Origin of the sequence: Nocardia mexicana NBRC 108244 (assembly GCF_001613165.1) — a bacterium.
Classification (GTDB): Bacteria; Actinomycetota; Actinomycetes; order Mycobacteriales; family Mycobacteriaceae; genus Nocardia; species Nocardia mexicana.
The window spans coordinates 73,696-95,219 of the sequence record NZ_BDBV01000067.1; the positions used below are offsets into that span (position 1 = coordinate 73,696).

A 21,524-nucleotide genomic window follows, 5' to 3' on the forward strand; every position below is an offset into this window, starting at 1 on the left:
AACCAGACACATGAACGGAAACGATCTGCTCGCGAAGCGTTTCGAGGAGCATCGGAGCCATCTGCGGGCCGTCGCCTACCGGATGCTGGGATCGCTCAGCGAGGCCGACGACGCCGTCCAGACGACCTGGCTCAAGACTGCGGGGGCCGATACCGGCGGCGTGGCGAACCTGGGCGGCTGGCTGACCACCGTGGCGAGCCGGGTGTGCCTGGACATGCTCAGATCCCGCGAATCACGCCGCGAGGACGCCCTCGACGAACACGCCGCCGGTCCCGAGACGCGGCCTCGGACCGATCCCGAGGAGGAGGCCCTGCTGGCCGACTCGGTCGGCCTCGCCCTGCTGGTGGTCTTGGACAGACTCGCGCCGACCGAACGCATCGCCTTCGTCCTGCACGACCTGTTCGCCGTACCGTTCGCCGATATCGCCCCGATCGTCGACCGCAGCCCCGAGACGACGCAGCGGATCGCCAGCCGGGCGCGGCGGCGAGTGCGAGGCGACTCCACACGGGGCAGCGACGACCGGATGCGGCGATACCGCGCCGTGGAGGCATTCCTGAGGGCCGCGCAACACGGGGAGTTCGAGGCGCTGCTGGCGATGCTCGACCCGGACGCGACCTACCGCCCGGACGAGGCCGCGCGCCTGCTGGGCGCGGGGACCGACTTCGACGGCGGCCGGGTCCTGGCCGAGGCATTCTGTGGCGGGGCGCGGCCCGCCCGCGCGATCATGCTCGACGGCGAGCCGGGCATGGTGCTGGCCCCGGGCGGCAGACTGCGGCTGGTGATGACCTTCCGATTCGCGGGCGAACGCATCGCCGAGATCAACGCGGTCGCGGACGACGACCGACTGTCGAGAATGGAACTCACGGTGCCCTTGCCCGAGGTCGAACCTGCCCGGGAGTAGTCAGCTGCCGAAGTCGCCGATCGCTCCGACGGCGGCTCGGCTCAAGTGCCCAATAGGACAGGAACGGTCAGTACATAGCAGCCGAGCAGGATCACCGACCCGATCCGAGTGATGCGGAAGTTGCGGCGCAACAGCAGCCACGCCAACACGGAGACCGCGACCATCGCGATCAGCACGCCCGCGTGCGGACGCACCGGAGACGCCGTACCACTCAGCACGCCGACGACACCGCCGCCGATCAAGCTGTTGAACAGGTTGCTGCCGAACAGGTTTCCCACCAGCAGATCGGTCTCGCCGCGCCGCTGCGCCTGCACCGTCGTCATCAGCTCCGGCAACGACGTGCCCAGCGCCACCAGCGTGAATCCGATGACGATCTCGGGCACACCGAATCTCGCCGCCATGCCCGCCGCGTTGGTGACCAGCAGCTGCGCACCGAGCAGCACTCCCGCCAAGCCGAGCAGCGCCCGCACGACCTCGCCCCGCATCGAGGGCCGGCGGGAGGCATCCGGCTCGGCGCTGAACTCGGCGGCTTGCTCGGCGACCGACTGGTTCGCATGATCGGTCCGAGCCCAGCGGACAAGCAGCACCAGTGCCACCACCGCCGCGATACTCAGCACGAGCCCGCCCCACCAGGTCAACCCGATCGCCGCCAGCACCGCGAAGGCGGCCACGCTCACCAATGACAGCACGATCTCGCGGTCGACCACCGTCGCCGACACCACCACCACTCGAATCGCCGCGGCGACACCGAGCACCAGTGTGATGTTGAGGATGTTCGACCCGATCAGGTTGCCCAGCGCGATCCCGGTGTCCCCGTGGGCGGCGGCGGTCCCGGATACCAGGAACTCCGGGGCCGAGGTGCCCAAACCGATCACGATGACACCGACCACCACCGGCGCGATGCGCAGCCGCCGCGCCACATGAGCCGAGCCCAGTACCAGCTGATCCGCGGCATAGGGCAGAACGATCACACCGACGAGCAGTCCGAGCAGCTGGACAAACAGAGCGCGTCTCCCCCGATTCGACCGGCAACGCCCCGGTGACCCCGCCGCCCGTGCAGTTTAACGCTTTGTTGACACCCGTAATCCCCTTGTGTGGCAATACCTCTGGTCCGTCTGCGGCCGTGCCGAGGGTTATGTCCGCCAGTCACCCCGCCGTCATCTCGTCCCACGATGCTGACCGATCGGCTGTCGGCTCAGTTCGCCTGTCCGGTCGCGCCGCCGCACTGCTGGCCGAACAGTTCTCGGCCACTCTGTCTCATGTCGACGTCGAATGGATGCCGCGCGACAGGCCGGCAGTCCTGGCGACCGGGCGCCTACGCTGACCCGCGTCGACCGTTGCCCCGGTGCACATCGCGGAAAGTGGACGCGTATTCCAGCCCCGTGGTAAGAGGAATGTCGTGTCTCGGCTTCTTCTCGTCCATCTCGCACGGCGCCTCGTTCACCCGGTGCATGTGGTCACCGCACCGGCCCGCCGCGCCATCCGGTGAAGCGAGCAGAGCCGCGTGTGGCCGATTCGGCCAACGACACGTCAACACCCGCAACGTTTTCGGCTGATTCACGCCCCGACACCGCTTACCGTTCGGATCTGGACGGCCTGCGCGGGGTGGCGATCGCGCTGGTCGTGGTCTTCCATATCTGGCTCGGCCGGGTCTCCGGCGGCGTCGACGTGTTCCTGGTGCTGTCCGGGTTCTTCTTCACGGGTCTGTTACTGCGCCGTACCGAGGCCTCCGGGTCGGTCGGAGTGTGGTTCACGGTGCGCCGCACCGGAAGAAGGTTGCTTCCGGCGATGGTCGTCGTGCTCGCGGCCGTGGTGGCCGCGACGGTGGCCCTGCGCCCCTATACCCAGTGGTCCGACGTCGCGGCGCAGACACTGGCGTCGCTGTTGTACTACCAGAACTGGGAGCTGGCGCTCACCTGGTCGGACTACCTCGCCGCCGATCCGTCGGTGAGCCCGCTGCAGCACCTGTGGTCGATGTCGGTGCAGGGTCAGTTCTATGTCGCAGCCCTCCTCGTCGTCGCGACACTGGCGTGGATATGCCGTGCGCGGCACCGTATTCCGGCTCTGCGCCCGGTGCTGGGCATCGTCGCGACCGTGATGGCGATTTGGTCGTTCGCGTACGCGGCGGAGGGCGCCGCGACCCAGCAGGGGTGGAACTATTACGACAGCCTGGCCCGCGGTTGGGAATTGCTGGCCGGTGCCGGACTCGCCCTCGCGGTGCCTTATCTCGCACCGCCGCGGATGCTGCGGGTGCCGCTGGCGGTGCTCGGCGCGGTCGGCGTGATCGCGTGCGGGTGGTTGATCGTCAACGGCGCCAACCGATTCCCGGGGCCTGCCGCATTGCTGCCGGTCGGTGCGGCGGTGGCGGTGATCGTGGCCGGTGCCAATCTGCCCGCGGCGGCGCGGCCGTGGCCGAACCGGATGCTGTCGACGCGGTTCGCGCGATGGCTCGGCGACCTCGCCTATCCGCTGTATCTGTGGCACTGGCCGATCCTGATCTTCTATCTCGTCGAAACCGGACGCTCGCACGCCGACCTGATCGGCGGTGTCGCGGTCATCGCCGTGTCGGTGCCGCTGGCGTGGGCGACGCACCGGTGGATCGAACAACCCCTGCGCATGCGCCGCACCGACGTGGACCCGTCCTCGGCCACCGGGGTTGCGTCGGCCAGGTACCGGCGCGCGATGGGAGTCACCGTGGTCGTCACCATTGCCGCCGTGGTCGGTGTCAGCGGTGCGTGGCAGGTCGCCGTCGCGCACGTCAATCCACCGCGATCGGTCGACGCGCTGAACGAGAGGCTGTATCCGGGCGCCGAAGCGCTCGCCTCGGGCGCACCGTCTCCCGATGTGCGGATGCGGCCGACGGTGTTCGAGGCGGCCGCCGACGTCCCGCCCCCGACCGTCGACGGCTGCATCGCCGACTGGGACACCCGCGACGTGATCACCTGCATCTACGGCGATCCCGTGGGCCCGCGAACCCTTGCCCTGGTCGGCAACTCGCACGCCGAGCATTGGCTGCCCGCCCTGCAGGTGCTGGCCGACGAATACCGGTTCCGTATTCAGGTCTACCTGAAAATGGGCTGCCCGCTGACCCTTTCCGACGAGGTGACCTACAAGGGCGAGCCCATTCCCGACTGCCGCGACTGGTCCCGCGAGGTGATCGACCGCCTCGGCCTCGACCGTCCGGACTGGATCTTCACCACCGGCACCCGGCCACGCGACGATGTCGGCGACGAGATCCCGGCCGACTACATCGACGTGTGGTCCGCACTCGCCGACCGCGGCCTCAATGTCGTCGCTGTCCGCGACACACCGTGGCTGCGGCGCGACAGCGTCCGCTACAGCGCACCGGATTGTCTTGCCGGAGGCGGCGATCGGATCGGCTGCGGCATGCGCCGCGACGACGCGCTGGACCCGATCAACCCCGAGATCGAACCCGCTTCACGGTTCCCGAACGTCTTCCCCGTCGACCTCTCCGACGCCGTCTGCGAACCGGCGATCTGCCCGGTGGCCGCAGGCAACATTCTCATCTACCACGACGAGCACCACTTCACCGCCAGCTACTCCCGATCACTGGCCGGGCCGCTCGGCCGCGAACTGGGCCCGCTGCTGAACTGGTGGTAGTCCGGGCAGGTGGCGATCCAGTCACACCGGCCGCCAATCTTGGTGAGCGCCATACGATGCCGGTAAGTTGTCGAATCGTGGCTCCCCGGCAGCACCGTCGCCCCGGCGACCGCGTGCACAGGCGCGGCCGCGCACGCACCCTCGCGTCGGCGGCAGTCCTCGCATTCGTCGTCGGCGCGGTCTCCTACGCCTCCGTCGAACCCGCCTCCCCCGTCGCGATCACAGCCGAGACCGTCCCCGCCGCTCCCGACACACCGTCGCGGATCCGCTACGGCGACGCCGCGGACACCTTCGGAGATCTCTACCTGCCCAACGGAACCGGGCCGCACCCGGTCGTGGTGCTCATCCACGGCGGCGGGTGGTCGCAACACCGCAGCCTCGCCGGATTCGCACGACACTCGCGACAACTGGCCGAACACGGTGTGGCCGTGTGGAATATCGAATACCGCCGGGTCAACGGCGAGGGTGGCTGGCCGACCACCCTCACCGACGTCGACGACGCCGTCACCGCCCTGGCCGGCATCGTCCAGCAGCGCAGCGGCAACAGGCTGGATCTGGGACAGGTCCACCTGGCCGGGCATTCCTCCGGCGGCCAGCTCGCGGCATGGGCCGCGGCCCGGCACAGCGCGCCGGCGCGACGCGCCCCATCCGCACCGGTGGTGCGCATCCGCAGCGCCACCCTGCTGGCCGCGGTGCTGGACATGCGGTTCGCCGTCACCGACGGCCGCGACGCCTACGTCCGCAGACTCCTCGGCGGCGGCCCCGACGAAGTCCCCGACCGCTACCGCATGGCATCCCCCATCGCCCACCTGCCCACCGGCGTCCACATCACCGCCGTGCACGGCGACGGCGACCGCATCGTCGCCCTCGAGCAGAGCCGCCGCTACATAGCCGCGGCCGGACGCGCCGGGCTCGCCGCCGACCTGCGGATCCTGCCCGGCACCGGGCACGCGGAATTCGTCGACGCCGATTCCGCGGCGTGGACCGCCGCCCGGACCACCATCCTCAATCACGTCACCGCGGCCCTGCGCTGAGTCGCATTCAGCCCGTCGCAATCATTCTGTACGCAAACGTATTTCGCGCAGCGGTGTGCCGCCGTCCAGGTACAGCTTCGCTCCCGGGGCCAACGCGGCCGCGAGGTGGTGGTGGGCACGGAGTTCGGCTTGCGGATGACGTCCGTCGAGGACGCCGACCCGCACCGCGAGCGCGAGATCGTATGGCTGCTCACCGGATTCGAGCGTGAAATCCTCGACCGCGGCCTGCCGAAAACTCAACCGTCCGGACTCCACCTCCGCCCATGAAGCCGTGAGCGCCTGCCTGATCGCCACCGCCGAGCGGTCGATGCCCAGCACGTGTCCGTCGCCGATCCGCGCAGCGATCGCCCGCGCCGCCGCACCCGGACCGCACCCGATCTCCAGCACCCGCATCCCCGGCCGCAACGGGATGGCCTCGACAATTTCCCGTAATCGTGCGGACAAACCGGACGCCATTCGAACCCTCCTCGACCTGCACGGACATTGTGCCCGTCCGCTCGAGCGAGGGTCCAGCCGAACATTGGTTGGGGTTGCGTTGACGGGATCTTTACGGCATCTTTACGACTCAGGAGCGCCGGGAAGTCTGGTCGGCAGCTCGGCACCACCAGGAGTCGGGCCGAGTTTGTCGCGGGACGAGGTGCTTGGCCGGTGTTACAGAAAATCGCACGAGAATCCTTGTCCGGCTTAACCGTCGCGATCGTCGCCCTTCCCTTGGCGATCGCCTTCGGCATCACCGCGACCGGCACCGCCGAGGGCGCTCTGGTCGGCCTCTACGGCGCGATCTTCGCCGGATTCTTCGCCGCGATCTTCGGCGGCACGCCCGGCCAGGTGACCGGTCCGACCGGCCCCATCACCGTCGTCTCCACCGGGGTGATCGCCGCCCACGGCCTCGAGGGCGCCTTCATCGCCTTCGCCCTCGCGGGAGCCTTTCAGATCCTTTTCGGTGTATGCCGCATCGGCTCGTTCATCCGCTACATCCCGCACCCGGTCGTGTCGGGTTTCATGGGCGGCATCGCGCTGATCATCATCATCGGTGAGCTCGACCAGGTGCAGCACAGCCTGCTCGTGGTCGCGGTGACGATCGCGCTGATGCTGCTGTCGGCGCGGATGATCAAGGCGATTCCCGCGAGCCTGATCGCCCTGGTGGCCGTCACCGCGGTACTGCCGCTGCTGTCGTCGGCACTGCGGGACCTGCGCATCGGTCCGCTGCCACTCAACTCCGGCATCGAATACATCGGCAGGATCCCGGAATCCCTTCCCTCCGTGAGCATTCCGGATCTCAGCGGATCGTTGATCCTGTCGCTGCTGCTGCCCGCGCTCAGCATCGCTCTCCTGGGATCCATCGACTCGCTGCTGACCTCGGTGGTGATGGACAACATCACCGGCACCCGCCACCAGAGCAACAAGGAACTCATCGGCCAGGGCCTCGGCAACATCGCCAGCGGGCTGTTCGGCGGCCTGGCCAGCGCCGGCGCCACGGTCCGCTCCGTGGTGAACATCCGCGGCGGCGGCCGCACCGCGCTGTCGGCGGCCACCCACAGCGTCATCCTGCTCGCACTCGTCGCCGGGCTCGGCGGTGCCGTGCAATACATTCCGCTCGCGGTGCTGTCGGGCATCCTCATCGTCACCGCGGTCGGCATGTTCGACTGGGACGCCATCAGGAAGGCACACATCGCGCCGAAGGGCGACGTCGCCGTCATGATCGTGACAATGGTCGTCACCGTGGTCTTCGACCTGACCATCGCCGTGCTGTGCGGTGTGGTGCTCTCGCTTATCGTGCACGGCATCCAATCCCGGCAGCGCAAGGCATCGATCGTCGAGGACGCCACCACCCAGACCTACCGCATCCACGGCCCCCTGTCGTTCCTGTCCGCCGACCACGTCGTCACCTCTCTGCGCAAGGCCGAATCGAATGTCGCGGTAAGCCTCGAAAACGTGAACTACATGGATACCTCCGGCGCGAAGGCACTGCTGACATTCATCGACCATTCCGAGAAACTCGGAATCTCCCTGCGCCTCAAAAACATGCCGTCTCACGTCGAACACCGGCTGACCACCCTCGCCACCGACGAACAGCACGGCAGGCTGAACGCCGCAGCGGAATCCGGGTAGGCCGGTGCGTATGCCCTCGCAGCCATCGGCCAGCGAAACGGAAAACCGGATCATTCGGGCGCCATTTCGATTACGATAGCTTTTCAGCAATCCCGCGGCCGACGATTTCGTCGGCGTATCAGCGAGGCTCGCCACAATGTATGCCCGGGACCTTGCCGACGAGTATCCGATCCTCGATCGCGGCTCGCCCCACCTCACCACCGCTCAGACCGCCATACCCCGGCAACGAATCGCCACACTGCTCACCGCCGCCGCACGCCCGCTACGCCCGGACGGGCGATTCGCAGAATCGTGGTCGACCGGAACCACGATCTGGTGGCTGGCCGTCGCCTTCGGCGCCGTCCTGCTCGCAGCGCTCCTGCTATGAGGCATCAGCCGAGTCCGACGACCCGGGCGCCGAGACGCAGTAGCCCATTGTCCCGCAGTCGTTTCCATAGCGAGGCCGGGTACGGCGGTCCGGCGTTATCGAAGTCTCGATGCGGACATCGACCGGTGACAGTATTTCGACAGCGATCTGACAGACCTTTTCGGGATGCTGCGCGGGGAGGTGATCGGCGATGATGTTCATCGAATTGTTCTTGTCCGAAGGTGCGCTCGATCCGGCACAGCGACGCAGAGTTGCCCAGCGTCTCGGGACGATCCACGAGTTGGGGGCTGGGGAACCCGAGAGCGGCGGAGACGAGATGGCGCCTCGTTCGGCGGCCGTGTTCGCGTCGATGTTCCAGGTAGTGGTGCACGAGCCGCAGATCTGGGTCGCTGGGGAGTCTGCCCTGACCGAGCAGGATCCCCCGCACTGCCTGGTCCGGATTCATGTTCCGGGACCGTGGCGCAAGGATATGAGCGAGACGTTGATCTCGTACGCGACACGCATCGTCTCCGACGAGTTCGACGACCAGGAGTTGCCCTACCGCCGTCCGACGGTGCAGGTACACGTCGTCGGAGTCTCGGAGGGAAGCATCGGAATGCTCGGAAAGATGGTGAGGTCGGAAGACCTCGTCGAGATGTTGAGCGATCCTTACCGCGACGACGCTGCGGCGGGAAAGGCGTTGAAGGACCCGATGTGCGGCGTGCTCGTGCCGTTGGACGACAGCGCCGTCACCATCGAGATCGATGGCGAGTTGTATGCCTTCTGTTGCCGCGGCTGCCGCGCCGAGTTCGTGGCGAAACGAGAGAAGGCTGCGCGGGCATAACAGCGAGCGCGGTCAGTATGCCTGGATCTTGGCCAGTGCGCTCGTGGGGTCGAGCCCACATCCGCGCTCGTAATCGTCTCGGCATTCGCGCAGGGCATCCGCCATCCGCGCGACGTCGGGGTTGGCCGAGTTGGGGCCGCCTCGCAACGCGTGGGCTACGCCGAGGATCTCCGCTGCCCGACCGGGCTCCCCGTGCCGGTAGGCCAGGTCGGCCATTCCGACTGCCACATGGGCCAGCATCGGCATATCGGGCAGGCCGATGGCGAGGTCTCGTGCTTCGCTCAGGTAGCGCGCGGCGGCGGTGAGATCGCCGGTAGCCGCCGCGAGGTGTCCCGCACCGGCCGCGTACAGGGCACGTTCGGGTGGGTCGGCGGCATCCGCGGCATAGGCGAGATGTCGCTGTGCTTCGTCGAGGTCACCGTCGTGGCGAGCCAGGTCGGCGAGGGAGATCCGGGCGAGGGCGATCTCGTGCGGAGCGGCGCCGCCGGTGAGAACCTCCGTCAAGTGTGCACGCGCGGTATCGACGTCGCCGGCGTCGATGCGGACCATGGCAAGCCAGGCCCGCTGCCCGTCGTGGGTGCCGAGCTCGCACGACAGCTGCGCCGCCTCGTCCAGCATTGTCAAGGCCTCGGCGGTGTCACCGGCGGTGATCAACGCACTTGCCAGCGACATCAGCGACAGCGACAACGCCCATCGCTCACCACAGCCGCGAAACCCTTCGGCCGCTCTGGTGATATCCAGTCGGCCTTTGTCGCCCCGGCCCGCTGCACCATGCAACAGCGAGCGTGTGAACCACAGCATTCCTCGCGTCCACGGATCGGGGTGTTTCAGATGTGGCTCCAACGTTGCTAATCCGTCGTCGGTTTCGCCGGTGGCGAGGGCAAGCAAACCGCAGATGAACGCAGCGTTCGGTTCGTGCGCTAAGCCGGGGCGTTGCACGGTGGCCGCGGCGGCACCGAGACTGCCCGCGAAGGTCGCGTTGAGCAGGTAGGCGGCGGTCGCACGCAACCGCGCCTCGGCTGGGACCGGACCGGGCAGCGAGAGGACCTCGCGCAGTTTCTCTGTGGCTTCCGCGTGATCGCCGTGGACTGTCCAGAACTGAGCGAGTGCGGCGCCCAACCTGACGGCTGTATCGGTATCTTCGCCGTCGACGGCGAACGCGAGCGCGGCGTTCATGTTGTCCCGTTCCACAGCAAGCCGGGCGAGCCACGAGAGCTGTGCAGAGCCGCGAAGGTGCGGTTCCGCCTGTTCGGCCAGCTCGAGGAAGTAGGCGACGTGGGCGGCGCGCGCGGCGACCAGGCGGCCGGCCGCGGCCAGCCGCCCGACACCGAACTCACGGACGGTGTCGAGCATCCGGTATCGGCCATCCGTGTACTCCAGCAGCGATTTGTCGACGAGAGCATGCAGGGTGTCTGCGGTGAGGCCGACGTATTCGGCGGCCTCACCGGAGAAGCTCCCGGGGAAGGCGGCTGCCTGGTCCGCCGCGGCGCGTTCGGTGTCTTTGAGCAGGTCCCAGCTCCACTCCACGACGGCCCGCAACGTCTGGTGCCGGGGCGGCGCGGCGCGGCTGCCGCCGGTCAGGAGCAGGAATCGGTCGTCGAGCCGGGCAGCGAGCGTTTCGATCGACATCGAGCGCAGACGAACGGCGGCCAGCTCGATGGCCAGCGGCAAGCAGTCCAATCGGCGACAGATCCGAGCGACCTCGTCGTTCGGCACAAAGTCGGTTCGCACGCCTCGCGCCCGATCGGTGAACAGCTGCGCCGCGGAGCCCACATCGAGCGGCGCTACCGGGAACAGCACCTCGCCGGTGATGCCGAGCGATTCGCGGCTGGTGGCCAGTATTCGGAGCCGGGGGCAACGGCCGAGTAACTCCGCCGCCAGCTCCGCTGCCGCCTCGACCACATGCTCGCAACCATCGAGGATCACCACCGTCTCACGGTTCACGAGCGTCTCGACCAGACGAGCCATCGGATCGGCCGAATCACGCAAGCCGAGAGCGGCCACCACCGCACGGAGCACTTCCTCGGGACGCGTCACCGGCGCGAGCTCCACCAGCCAAACCGGGATATCCATCCCGGCGCCGGTCGCGGTGGCGAGGCGGGTCTTACCGACCCCGCCGGGCCCGACCAAGGTCACCAGCCGATAGTCCAGCAACCGCCGGCCGACCTGACGCCGATCGGCCTCGCGGCCGACGAAACTCGTCAACGGCGCGCGCAGGTTCCCGCGCCCACGCGACCACTCCACGTCTCCGCGCAGCATTCGAATATGTAGCTCGCGCAGCTCCGGCCCAGGATCGGTACCCAAGTGCGCCGCGAGCGCGGCGCGGTAGTCCTCGTACGCGGACAGCGCCTCCGCCTGCCTGCCGTCGGCGATCAGCGCACGGATGTACAACCTGCGCAACCGCTCCCGTAGCGGGTTGGCGGCGATCAGCTGATTCAGCTCGACCGGCAGCAGAACTCGCTCCGGGGAAGATCCGCTCAGCACAGCCTCGATCCGGTCTTCGATGGCAGCGAGCCGCAGTTCGTCCAGCCGCGCGGCCACCGCAGACGCGAACGGCAGATGCGCGACATCGACCAGCGGCTCACCGCGCCACAACCCCAGCGCCTCGGTAAGCAGCTCCTGGGCTGCGCCATGACGCCCGGCTCCCAGGGCCCGACGGCCTTCCTCGGCCAGCCGTTCGAAACGTAGCGCGTCGACCGCGCCGGCCGAAACGTCCAGCCGGTATCCCGCCGTCCCGGCAAGCAGCATCGCCGATTCCGGCAGCGCCCGCCGCAACCGCGCCACCAGCGAATGCAGAGCGGCATCCGGATGATTCGGAATATCTTCCGGCCACACCGATTCCACCAGCGTCCGTGCCGAGACCACACGGCCCGCCACCAGCGCCAGCCGTATCAGCAGTGCCCGCGACCGTACCCCGCCCACACCCACGTTTCGATCGTCGACCACAACCCGCAGCGGACCCAGAACCTCGATGCGCACACCACGATTCTCCAGGGTCGCCCTCGGGCCGCCGAACTCATCGACCGGCTCGACTACGACACCGACTCGGTCAAGCTGTCCACCGGTGTTCCGGCCGCGATCGCCATCCGCACGAGCATGCTCGACCGCGCCGCCGCCGAGTTCGTGCGCACCCACCCCGCCGCGGCGTCTGGATAGTCCGCTACCGCTTCTGACACTCCCGTGCGCGGTTCTCCCGTCGCGACTTTCACCGATTCGCATTGTCGGTCTGCGCCCGCTCATGCGGTCTTCATACGAGCCCGGAACCATTGCAGTAGAGCGGTATTGGTCATCAGGAGAACGGCGATGCCGCCGAGGATGTAGGGCCAGTAGGGGCCGCCGTCCATGGCCGACCAGAACACTCGGACCGGCCAGTAGGGCGGCAGGACGCCGAAGGCGAGTTGCCAGGGGTTGTCGAGGAAGAAGAACGGCGCCAGGGGCACGGTGAACACGACCAGTCCGATCACGCGCATGACGGCGAGTCCTTCGATCTTGTTGCGGCCGAGAACCGACATCGGCAGGCCGATCACCGGAGCCAGCAGGCCGGACAGCACCGCGACCGGCAGGCTGCGCAACCATACCTCCAGGGGCAGCGCGAAGGTGACCGCGAGGGATGCCGCGGTGGTGATCGTGCACACGGCGAACGCCACCAGCATCCGGTAGGCCGGGTACGCCGCCGGTGGCATCGGGGTGACCCGCAGTGCCGACAGCGTGTGCTGGTCGCGGTCGTCGAGCAGTTGCATGGCGGTGATGGCACCGATGAGCATCGGCGGTCCGAGGACACAGAATGCGCTGATGAGGAGCGAGTGGTAGGGACCGAGGTCGAAATCCCATTCGCGGGAGACGAATTCGGTGATCCGTGGCAGGAACCAGATGAACGCCGCGTACACGAACGGGCCCAGGAGCACACCGATCATCAGTGAGTCCCGGCGGAGGAACCGGAGATCGTTGCGGGCGAAGGCCGTCAGTGCACCCATCATCGGCCTCCTTCTCCGTTGACGACATAGGCGTAGAACACCCGCCGAGCGACCCAGCACAGTCCGGCGATGCAGGCAGTGGGATAGCCGAGGGCGTAAGCGATTTGGGCCCCGGACAGCGAGACCTGGTCGAACGCGGCGCCGAGCAGCAGGATCGAGCCCTCGGTCGGGATCAGGTAGAACGCCGGATGCTGGATGACCCCGGAGTAGTCGAACAGCGGCACGGCCGCGAGGGTGAGAATCAGGGTGGAGGGCATGATCCATTCGCTGATCGAGGGGAACAGTGGTGCGGTGACGAATCCGGCCAGGATCATCAGCAGTGCCATCGACAGCGCGCCGCCGATCAGGGCGAAGGGATCGAATCGCGGGCCGTAGTCGACGAGGGATACCACGACGCAGGTCGCGAGCGCGAGTGTGCACATCGACACCAGCTTGGCGGTCAGGTACTCGCCGAATCGCAGCGGCGTGCTCAGCAGGGCGAACAGCGTGCCCTCGCCCTTTTCGAAGAACACCGCCCCGGCGATGAAGAACAGGAAGAACTCCAGATCTGCCATCAGGACATACGGCATCGCGGTGCCCAGCAGGCTGTCCGGCACCACCGCGAGCACACCGGCCCAGAGCACGATGACGAACCCGGTGGCGTAGTAGAACCCGTAGCGGCGCTGCAACCGGAAATCCATCCGGATCGCCGCAGCCAGCGCGGGTGTCGTGCCGATCATGCCAGCGCCCTTCCGGTGATGTCGATGAACACGTCCTCCAGGCTCGCTTCCTGACTGTGCAGCGCCTCGATGTGGTGGTCGTGTGCCAGCGCCCGGAAGGTAGGGTCGTCGGCCAGCCCGTCGAGTGGAAAATCCTTGTGCCGCAGTTCGTTACCGATGCGGTAGGTGGCGCGGACCGTCCGGCGGCTGCGGCTGATCTTGTGCTCGGCCGGAGTATCCAACGCGGCGATGCGGCCGTCGACCACGAACGCCACCCGGTCGCACAGTTCCTCCGCCGTGGCCATGTCGTGCGTAGTCAGAAATACCGTGCGGCCTTCGGCCCGGATCTCGCGGATAGTGTCCTTGACTCGCCGGGCGTTGACCGGGTCCATGCCGGAGGTGGGTTCGTCCAGGAACAACAGCTCGGGCCGATGCAGCAGGGCACGGACGAACACGAGCCGCATCTGCATGCCCTTGGAGAACTTGCCGACCCGGGTGTCCGCGGCGTCGGCGAGGCCGACCAGGTCGAGCAACGCCGTGGGATCGTCGGTCGGCCGTCCGTACAGCGACGCGAAGAACTCCAGGTTCTCCCGAGCGGTCAGCTTCTGATAGTGATTGGGCAGCTCGAACGAGACACCGATCCGGTTGAAATACTCTGTGCCCCAACGCTGTGGGTCCTTGCCCCACACCGAGATCGTGCCGCCGTGCCCGGTGAGCAGTCCGGTGAGGATCTTCTGCGTGGTCGACTTGCCCGCCCCGCTCGGGCCGAGGAAACCGAACACCTCCCCCGCGGCTACCGAGAAGCTCATGCCGCGCACTGCGGGCTCGGCCGACCTCGGATAGGTGAACGTCAGCTCGTCCACATCGATGACCGTCATCGTGCATCACTTCCGTATTCATTTGCCGCTGTTGCCTCGTCCGCCGCGGCGGACGAGGCAACAGACTGCCGGTATGCGGTGTTGTGTTCAGGCGCCCAGGTCGCGGTGGTTGAACCGGTAGGTCCCCGCGGTGACGAGGACGATCGACGCGACGGCGAGGAGGGCGACGCTGCCCCACTGGAAGCCGTTGCGCAGGGGTTCGCCGTCGAGGTAGTAGTGGAACGGCGACAGGTACGCGGCCCAGTCGAGGCCGATCTGCGCGGCGAAGGCGTGTGCGGCGTAGGCGAGGACGCCGACGATCGCGGTGATGGCGAAGACGGTTCCGCGTCGCCCGGCGGCCGCACCGATCCCGGTGGCCAGGGCGCCGAAGGTCACGCTGAGCAGAACCATGTTCAGGCACTGGGCGGCGAATTGCCCCGGGCTGACCGACGACAGGTCGGCTCCACCCCGGATCGCGAGCATGGCGAGCCAGACGATCGCGCCGATGCCGGTCGCGGCCAGCACCAGTGCGGCGAAGCGCTGCAGGATGAGCGTGGTCCGCGTAATCGGGTGGGCCAGTAGCAGATCCAGGGTGCCGGACTCCTCGTCCGCGGCGGTGACGCGGGCGCCCACTGCCGCTCCGAAGAACATGGCCAGCAGCGGCACGATCAACCCGAACACCGGCCCGCCGAGATATCCGGCGGCGGAGGTGAGGTCGGTCATGTTCAGCGCGTCGCGCAGCCCCTCGGGGATGTTCTCGGTTTGGGAGGCACCGTTTTTCGCCATCTGCGGGTAGAAGCTGGCATACAGGACGGCGGCCAGCGTCGTCCCGGTCGCCCAGCCGATGAGGCTGCGGCGGTTGTCGCGCAGGGTCTTGGTGAGGATGACGGTGCGGGCGGTGGTCACGGCGGGCTCGATCATCGGGGCGATGACTACGGTGGCGCTCATGGAAATCGAATTCCTTTGCAAGTGAAGAGGTTCCGGCGAAAGGTGAAGGTCAGGCGGCTGGGCGCGGGGCCGCTTCGGCGCCCGCGTAGTGGCTGTGGAAGATCTCGTCCAGGTGCGGTTCGGTGGTGTGCAGCGCGGTCACCGTGTGCCGTGCGGCCATCTTGATCACGGCATCCGGCGAACCGGCCAGCCCGGCCCGCAGGACAGTTCCCGACTCGTCCAGGGCCGGATCCACCAGTCCCGCTACGTCGCGAAACTCGTCGGCCGAAACCGGTGCGGCGAACACGATCTCGATGCGCCGGGTCGCTCCGGCCCGCAGATCGGCGACGGTGTCGAGGGCGACGAGTTCGCCGTCGCGCAGGATGCCGATACGGTCGGCGACCGCCTCGACCTCGTCCATGATGTGACTGGACATGAACACCGTCTGCCCGTTCGCGGCAGCCTCGCTCACCAGTTCCATGAACGTCTGCTGCACCAGCGGATCCAGCCCCGACGTCGGTTCGTCGAGGATCAGCAGCTCGGGGGTATGCATGAATGCCTGCACCAGCCCGACCTTCTGCCGGTTGCCCTTCGACAGACTCTTGATCGTGGCGGTCTGATCGAGGCCGAGCCGGGTGGCCGGGTCGTCGATGCGATGCTGCGGAACCCCTCCGCGCAGATCGCCGAGGAACCGCAGGCACTCGCGCACCCGCTGACGGCCGTCGACGACGAAATCGCCTGCCAGGTAACCGATCCGGCGCCGCAGCTCGACTCCCTCGGCGCGCGGGTCCAGGCCCAGCACGGTCGCGCTGCCCGAGGTCGGACGGATCAGATCCAGCAGCAGCCGGATGGTGGTCGATTTCCCGGCACCGTTGGGTCCGAGGTAGCCGAACACCTCCCCGGCACGCACGTCGAGGGACAGTCCGGCGAGGCCGCGACGGGCACCGTAGTTCTTGGTGAGGTCGCGGAGTTCGATCGCGTTGTTCATGACTCACACACTAACGAACTTTCAGAGATTTGTGAAGTCTTTGATTGATGGGAGTTATCTGAGCTATCTGTACTATGTGAGGCATGGACAAAGAACAGCGACTGCGCGACGCCGCCGAACGGCTGGCGCTGACCCTTGCCCAGGGCGGGATGCAGAAGACCACCGCGCGGGTGATGACCGCGTTGCTCTATACCGAACAGGAGACGATGACCGCCGCCGACCTGTGCGAGCAGCTGTCGATCTCCACCGGCGCGGCATCGACGGCGGTCAAACAGCTGACCCAGTCGATGATGGTCGAGCGGGTACCGGCACCGGGGAGCCGCCGCGACCACTTCCGGTTTCCCCAAGGCGCCTGGTCGCGGCTGTATACCCAGCAGAATGCCCTGCTGAAGGTCATGCAGGACGCGGCCCAGGAAGGCCTGCACGCCGTCTCCGATAACAGCCCCGCCGCCGACCGGCTCCAGGAAATGCAGGACTTCTACGGCTACATGGCGCAGGAGATGCCCGCCCTGATCGAACGCTGGCACCAGCGGTACGAGCGTCGGTGACCGCGCACTCCCGTCGCATGATCCCGCCGCTCACTCGCGTTCGGCGTACACGGTGCACTCCAGATCCGAAACCGGGCCGGTTCGACCGATCGGGGTCAGATAGCGCGTAGCGAATTGTTGTGCGCCGACCTGTTCGACCAGGCGCCAGCCGTACTCGGCCAGAAGCGCCTCCACCTCGCCGAGGTTCAGGCCGAAGCGCCAGATTCGATCCTTGACCACGAATCGCTCGTAGAGCACCTGGGCGCCGTAGTCGTTCACGCCGTCGAGGAAGTCACGGCGCACGTAGGTGAACGCCAGCCGACTGCCGGACCCGGCCTTGGCCGATACGGCGAGGGTCGCCCGGACGGCTTCCTCGGTCAGGTACTGGGTGACCCCTTCCCAGACGAACTGTGTTGTGGCCCCGATACGGTAGCCGTGCGCGGCCAAAACCGTTGCGAGGTCCTCGGTTTCGAAGTCGATCGGCACCGCGGTGACGTCGGCGGCGGGGAGCCGCTGCCGTTTGGCGTCGATATTGACCGGCAGGTCGACCTCGAATACCGGGATCCCGGCCGGAGTTGCCAGCCGCGCTCCGCGGGTATCCAGCCCTGCGCCGAGAACGACGATGGTGTCGATGCCGTCGCGGACGGCGGCGGCGACGGTGTCGTCGAGGTAGCGTTTGCGGCAGGCGATGCTGTTCCAGATCCCCGGTGCCTGCTTATCCGACGCGGCGATCAACCACCGGCGCACGAACCCGCGCCGGGACTGCCGCACCAGCCACCGCACGCCGGGAGGGAGGACGCGGACCGCGAGGTCGTCGCGCAGCAGCGCCTCCCCGTCCGGCGCTTGGTTCTCCACGGCCGCGATCACCATGGGACCGACGGCTGTTCCCGCTACCTTGTTCGCCATCTGCCTCTCCTGATCCGCTTGTAGCACAACAACACTCGGGTCGAACCGGGGCGCTGAACACCAGAACGCGTCCCGGTCCCGCAGCCCTATTTCATGTCGAGGTCTCGGCGGCGGAAGCCATAGCCACCGATTCCGGCCAGGGCGGCCGCGAGCAGGGTGAGCACGACCATCGGAAGCCAGGTCATCGGCTCCAGCGGTAGTCCGGCGGCGTGCTCGAACGGCGACAGGTCCATGACCGCCTGGGGCAGATCCATGATGGGACCGAAGAATCCGAGGATCATCGAGAAGCCGAACAGCGCCCAGGCCGCACCGACCGCGGCGGGCACGACACCGAACAGCAGTGCCGCCACGCCGAGAACCACCAGAACGGCAGGCAGGTACACCAGATGCGCGGCGATCACCTTCCACAGGTAGGTGCCGTCGCCGATCGAGATGGCCGAGGAGATCCCGAGTGCCAGCCCGGTCACGAGCAGCAGTGCCGCGGCGCCGACGGCGAGCACTCCGATCCAACTGCCGTACAACGCCCACCGGCCCGTGCCGGTCGCCAGGACCGGCTCCGCACGACCCCGGGTTTCCTCGCCACGCAGGGACTGGACACCGAGGATCGCGAAGATCACCACCAGCAGGGCGTCGAAGATGGCCATGGTGCTGATGTAGCCGTCCAGCATCCGGCTGGTGTCGCCGCCGAAGACCTCGACGACCTGATCGGGCAGGTCCGCGAAGGAGTCCACCATCGTCTTCGTGAGCGCCCCGTACAGCAGGCCCATCGCCGCCAGCGCACAACCCCACCCGATGAGACTCGCCCGCTGCAGCCGGAAGGCCAGCGCGACAGGGGAATTCAGCCACAGTGCCGCGCGCGGGCTGCCGCGCCGGGCCGCCACCAGACCGGCATCGAGATCGCGGCGCGACGACAGCGCGTAGCCGAGCGCCACGGCCGCACCGGCGAACACGAGCGACAGCACCAGCGGCCACCAGCGAGGGTCGGAATAGGCGCGGGTCTGCTGCGACCAGGCCAGCGGCGACAGCCATGACAGCGCGCTGCCGCCCTCGCGGATCGAATCACCCGCGGCGCGAACGACATACGCGACACCGAGCGCGGCACCGGCCAGGCCCGAAGCAGCCCGGGAGTACTCGGTGATCTGGACCGTCACCGCCGTGATCGCCGCGAAGACCAGCCCGACCGCGCCGACACCCGCCCCGAACAGCAGCGCGCCGTCGGCCTCGAGCCCCGCGAGTGGGAAGCTGGCCGCGACGAACAGCGACAGCACCACATTCGCACCCAACGCCACGACGAGCGCGGCGGTCAGCGGCGCGTACCGGCCGACGACGTTGGCGCGCACCAGTTCCGCGCGGCCGGTCTGCTCCTCCACGCGGGTGTGCCGGGAGATCAGCAGGATGTTCATCAGCGCCGCCAGCAGCAGGAAGTACAACCCGTACACGGCGACGATGACGGATTCCACCGTGGGATGCGCCAAGCCGTAACCGGGGCCGGAAATCAGTGCGCCCGTGGTGCCTTCGGCGAAGCTGCTGACCGCCTTCAGGTCTTCCTCGGTCTTGTACACCTGCGGCAGCGCACTACCGTAGTACAGGCTCATCACCGTGATGCCCAGAATCCATGCGGGCAGCTTGATGCGGTCGCGGCGCAGCATGAACCGGATCAGCGTCGCGGTGCCGGTCAACGTGTCACTCCGCCGCGTCCGCGCGTACCGGCCGCGCGGCATCTCGGAGGTCAGCACGGTCATCGCCCGTTCCCCTGCCCGTTGGCGCCCGCGGCGAGTTCGTCGCCGTAATGGCGCAGCATGAGTTCCTCCAGCGTGGGCGGATGACTGGTCAGGGCGTGAATACCTGCGGCGCTGAGCTTTTCGATTGCGTTGTCGAGGGCGGCTCCGTCGACGTCGAAGCGGATGCGGCCGTCCTCGGTCGAGACATGGTGCACGCCTTCGAGTTCCGCCAGACCGGTGACCGGCCGGACCGTCACCGCCTCGACCGAGGTCCGGGTCAGATGCCGCATTTCGGTCAGGGTGCCCGACTGCACGATCCGCCCGAGCCGGATGATGCTGACCCGGTCGGCGAGTTTCTCCACCTGGGCCAGGATGTGGCTCGACAGCAGCACCGTCGCCCCGGCGGCCTTCACCTCGTGGACGACGTCCTGGAATACGACCTCCATCAACGGGTCCAGCCCCGCGGTGGGCTCGTCGAGCAGGTACAACTCCACATCGGAGGCCAGCGCGGCGATGAGCGCGACCTTTTGACGGTTGCCCTTCGAATACGTGCGGCCCTTCTTGGTCGGGTCGAGGTCGAACCGCTCGATCAGCTCGTCGCGACGGCTCTCGTTCAGGCCGCCGCGCAACCGCCCGAACAGATCGATCGCCTCGCCGCCGGTGAGATTCGGCCACAACTCCACATCGCCGGGCACATAGGCCAAGCGGCGATGCAGATCGACCGCATCGGTCCACGGATCACCGCCCAGCACAGTGGTAGTGCCCGCATCGGCCTGCAGCAGGCCCAATAGGACGCGGATCGTGGTCGTCTTACCCGCACCGTTCGGGCCGAGGAAGCCGTGCACCTCACCGCGGGAGACCTCCATGTCGAGGCCGTCGAGCGCAATGGTGGGGCCGAAAGTTTTACGCAATCCGGAGATGGCGATGGCGTTCTCCATACGGAAACAGTACACGCTTTTCACAAAAGTGTGAATAGTTTGAAAGCTATGATGTAGCTACTCGACGAGCATGAGACATGGGAGGTTGTTCGGTGTCGGCAGCGCAGGGGAATCAGCAGGAGGACGCGGTCCTGCGGTTCGTGGAACAGTTCGCCCTGCTGTTGACCGAATCCGGCATGCCCCGCATGTCGGCGCGGGTGTTCGCCTTCGTTCTCGCGGACGATGAAGAGCGCTACACCGCAGGCGAACTCGCGCAAGGGCTGCGGGTCAGCCCCGCCGCGATCTCCGGGGCGGTCCGGCACTTGGTCCGCATCGGACTGCTCGGTCGCGAACGCGAGCCGGGCGCCCGGCAAGACACCTACCGCGTCTACGACGACGACGTCTGGTCGGCCATCACCATGCAGCGCGAGACCGCCCTCGACCGCTCGGTGCAGTTCCTCAACGAGGGCGTCGAGCTACTCGACCACGCCCGCCCCGGCGGCCGCCGAGTCCGCGAAACCCTGGAGTACTACCGGTTCCTGCGCGCCGAACTCCCCCAGACGATGCAACGATGGCAGCAACGTCGGCGCGAACTGTTCCCCGACGACTTCCCGACCGGCTCGAACGACTGAGAGGAGATCGACCGTGCCGGACGACCCCGACACCGTTGCCTCCGCGACCGCGCGCTTCGTCGAGAAGCTGGCACTCGGTCTCTCCGATATGGGCTGGCCCCGCATGCCCGCCCGCGTCTTCGCCGCACTCATGATGAACGACGACGGCCGCATGACCGCGCGGGAGCTCGCCGACGCGTTGTCCATCAGTCCCGCAGCGGTTTCCGGCGCCGTCCGGTACCTCGACCAGGTCGGACTCGTCGCCCGCGAACGCCTCCCCGGCGCCCGGCGCGACTCCTATCGCCTGTACGACGACCTTTGGTACGCCAGCCTCCTCAAACGCGACCGCATGATGAAGATGTGGGCCGAAACCGCCACCGAGGGAATAGAACTCATCGGCTCCGACTCCCCCGCCGGACACCGGCTCGCCGAAATGCGCGACTTCTTCGAATTCTTCGTCGCCGAACTACCCGTACTGTTCGACCGCTGGCACGAGCGGCGCGACACCGAAAACCGACACCGAACGACCTGAGACGACCA

At 67.6% G+C, this 21,524-nt stretch carries 20 protein-coding genes; 9 read left to right on the forward strand and 11 right to left on the reverse strand.

Features of this window, described 5'->3' with window-relative positions; all coding sequences use genetic code 11:
* The first annotated feature begins 10 nt into the window (after positions 1–10).
* Positions 11–901 carry a sigma-70 family RNA polymerase sigma factor gene (locus NM1_RS26200; RefSeq protein WP_068025165.1) on the forward strand — a complete coding sequence of 297 codons (891 nt, stop codon included), beginning with the start codon at positions 11–13 and terminating at the stop codon, positions 899–901.
* A gap of 41 nt (positions 902–942) precedes the next feature.
* Here the strand turns inward: NM1_RS26200 and NM1_RS26205 are convergent, their stop codons facing one another.
* Complete coding sequence (locus NM1_RS26205) at positions 943–1,905, reverse strand: calcium/sodium antiporter (RefSeq protein WP_068025168.1); 963 nt, start codon at positions 1,903–1,905, stop codon at positions 943–945.
* Between the two features lie 502 nt (positions 1,906–2,407).
* Between NM1_RS26205 and NM1_RS26210 the strand changes: the two genes are divergently transcribed.
* Both NM1_RS26210 and NM1_RS26215 read left to right on the forward strand, forming a co-directional pair.
* The gene (locus NM1_RS26210) at positions 2,408–4,522 is read left to right on the forward strand and encodes an acyltransferase family protein (RefSeq protein ID WP_114699813.1); all 2,115 of its coding nucleotides are present in this window, start codon (positions 2,408–2,410) and stop codon (positions 4,520–4,522) included.
* A 77-nt stretch (positions 4,523–4,599) separates the two neighbouring features.
* Positions 4,600–5,556, forward strand: a complete 957-nt coding sequence (locus NM1_RS26215) for an alpha/beta hydrolase family protein (RefSeq protein ID WP_246011649.1) — start codon at positions 4,600–4,602, stop codon at positions 5,554–5,556.
* A gap of 21 nt (positions 5,557–5,577) precedes the next feature.
* On the opposite strand, the gene NM1_RS26220 is transcribed toward NM1_RS26215, so the two are convergent.
* Positions 5,578–6,012: an SAM-dependent methyltransferase gene (locus tag NM1_RS26220; RefSeq protein WP_068025175.1), complete on the reverse strand. Its 435-nt coding sequence runs from the start codon at positions 6,010–6,012 to the stop codon at positions 5,578–5,580.
* A gap of 192 nt (positions 6,013–6,204) precedes the next feature.
* Here NM1_RS26220 and NM1_RS26225 point away from each other — a divergent pair, with 192 nt between their 5' ends.
* The 3 genes from NM1_RS26225 to NM1_RS44180 all read left to right on the forward strand — a co-directional run bounded on the left by NM1_RS26225 (position 6,205) and on the right by NM1_RS44180 (position 8,858).
* Positions 6,205–7,668, forward strand: coding sequence for a SulP family inorganic anion transporter (locus NM1_RS26225; protein WP_068025178.1), 1,464 nt, complete (start codon positions 6,205–6,207; stop codon positions 7,666–7,668).
* 136 nt (positions 7,669–7,804) lie between these two features.
* A complete protein-coding gene (locus NM1_RS26230; RefSeq protein ID WP_068025181.1) occupies positions 7,805–8,035 on the forward strand; it encodes a hypothetical protein in 231 nt (76 codons plus the stop codon).
* Between the two features lie 190 nt (positions 8,036–8,225).
* Positions 8,226–8,858: a YHS domain protein gene (locus tag NM1_RS44180; RefSeq protein WP_068025184.1), complete on the forward strand. Its 633-nt coding sequence runs from the start codon at positions 8,226–8,228 to the stop codon at positions 8,856–8,858.
* 12 nt (positions 8,859–8,870) lie between these two features.
* Here NM1_RS44180 and NM1_RS26240 read toward each other — a convergent pair whose 3' ends face one another.
* From NM1_RS26240 to NM1_RS26265, 6 genes are all read right to left on the reverse strand, one after another.
* The gene (locus tag NM1_RS26240) at positions 8,871–11,837 is read right to left on the reverse strand and encodes an ATP-binding protein (protein ID WP_084520063.1); all 2,967 of its coding nucleotides are present in this window, start codon (positions 11,835–11,837) and stop codon (positions 8,871–8,873) included.
* Between the two features lie 257 nt (positions 11,838–12,094).
* Positions 12,095–12,832 carry an Rv2686c family ABC transporter permease subunit gene (locus NM1_RS26245; RefSeq protein WP_169814327.1) on the reverse strand — a complete coding sequence of 246 codons (738 nt, stop codon included), beginning with the start codon at positions 12,830–12,832 and terminating at the stop codon, positions 12,095–12,097.
* Positions 12,832–13,551, reverse strand: coding sequence for a fluoroquinolone export ABC transporter permease subunit (locus NM1_RS43135; RefSeq protein WP_068025194.1), 720 nt, complete (start codon positions 13,549–13,551; stop codon positions 12,832–12,834). The genes NM1_RS26245 and NM1_RS43135 overlap by 1 nt, the downstream gene beginning before the upstream one ends.
* Positions 13,548–14,408, reverse strand: a complete 861-nt coding sequence (locus NM1_RS26255) for an ABC transporter ATP-binding protein (RefSeq protein ID WP_068025198.1) — start codon at positions 14,406–14,408, stop codon at positions 13,548–13,550. The genes NM1_RS43135 and NM1_RS26255 overlap by 4 nt, the downstream gene beginning before the upstream one ends.
* 87 nt (positions 14,409–14,495) lie before the next feature.
* Complete coding sequence (locus tag NM1_RS26260) at positions 14,496–15,335, reverse strand: ABC transporter permease subunit (RefSeq protein ID WP_084520049.1); 840 nt, start codon at positions 15,333–15,335, stop codon at positions 14,496–14,498.
* 49 nt (positions 15,336–15,384) lie between these two features.
* Positions 15,385–16,302, reverse strand: a complete 918-nt coding sequence (locus NM1_RS26265; RefSeq protein ID WP_068025201.1) for an ABC transporter ATP-binding protein — start codon at positions 16,300–16,302, stop codon at positions 15,385–15,387.
* 83 nt (positions 16,303–16,385) lie between these two features.
* Between NM1_RS26265 and NM1_RS26270 the strand changes: the two genes are divergently transcribed.
* A complete protein-coding gene (locus tag NM1_RS26270) occupies positions 16,386–16,850 on the forward strand; it encodes a GbsR/MarR family transcriptional regulator (RefSeq protein ID WP_068025202.1) in 465 nt (154 codons plus the stop codon).
* Between the two features lie 30 nt (positions 16,851–16,880).
* Here the strand turns inward: NM1_RS26270 and NM1_RS26275 are convergent, their stop codons facing one another.
* The 3 genes from NM1_RS26275 to NM1_RS26285 all read right to left on the reverse strand — a co-directional run bounded on the left by NM1_RS26275 (position 16,881) and on the right by NM1_RS26285 (position 20,394).
* Entirely contained in the window at positions 16,881–17,735 is an 855-nt protein-coding gene (locus NM1_RS26275; protein WP_068025205.1) for an SAM-dependent methyltransferase, read from the reverse strand.
* Positions 17,736–17,821: 86 nt separating this feature from the next.
* Complete coding sequence (locus NM1_RS26280; protein ID WP_068025208.1) at positions 17,822–19,477, reverse strand: ABC transporter permease; 1,656 nt, start codon at positions 19,475–19,477, stop codon at positions 17,822–17,824.
* Entirely contained in the window at positions 19,474–20,394 is a 921-nt protein-coding gene (locus NM1_RS26285) for an ABC transporter ATP-binding protein (RefSeq protein ID WP_068025210.1), read from the reverse strand. Before NM1_RS26285 ends, NM1_RS26280 begins: the two co-directional genes overlap by 4 nt.
* Positions 20,395–20,486: 92 nt before the next feature.
* On the opposite strand from NM1_RS26285, the gene NM1_RS42530 reads away from it, so the two are divergent.
* Both NM1_RS42530 and NM1_RS42535 read left to right on the forward strand, forming a co-directional pair.
* Positions 20,487–21,005, forward strand: coding sequence for a GbsR/MarR family transcriptional regulator (locus tag NM1_RS42530; RefSeq protein WP_246011648.1), 519 nt, complete (start codon positions 20,487–20,489; stop codon positions 21,003–21,005).
* A gap of 13 nt (positions 21,006–21,018) precedes the next feature.
* Positions 21,019–21,516 carry a GbsR/MarR family transcriptional regulator gene (locus NM1_RS42535; RefSeq protein WP_068025218.1) on the forward strand — a complete coding sequence of 166 codons (498 nt, stop codon included), beginning with the start codon at positions 21,019–21,021 and terminating at the stop codon, positions 21,514–21,516.
* The last annotated feature ends 8 nt before the right edge of the window (positions 21,517–21,524 follow it).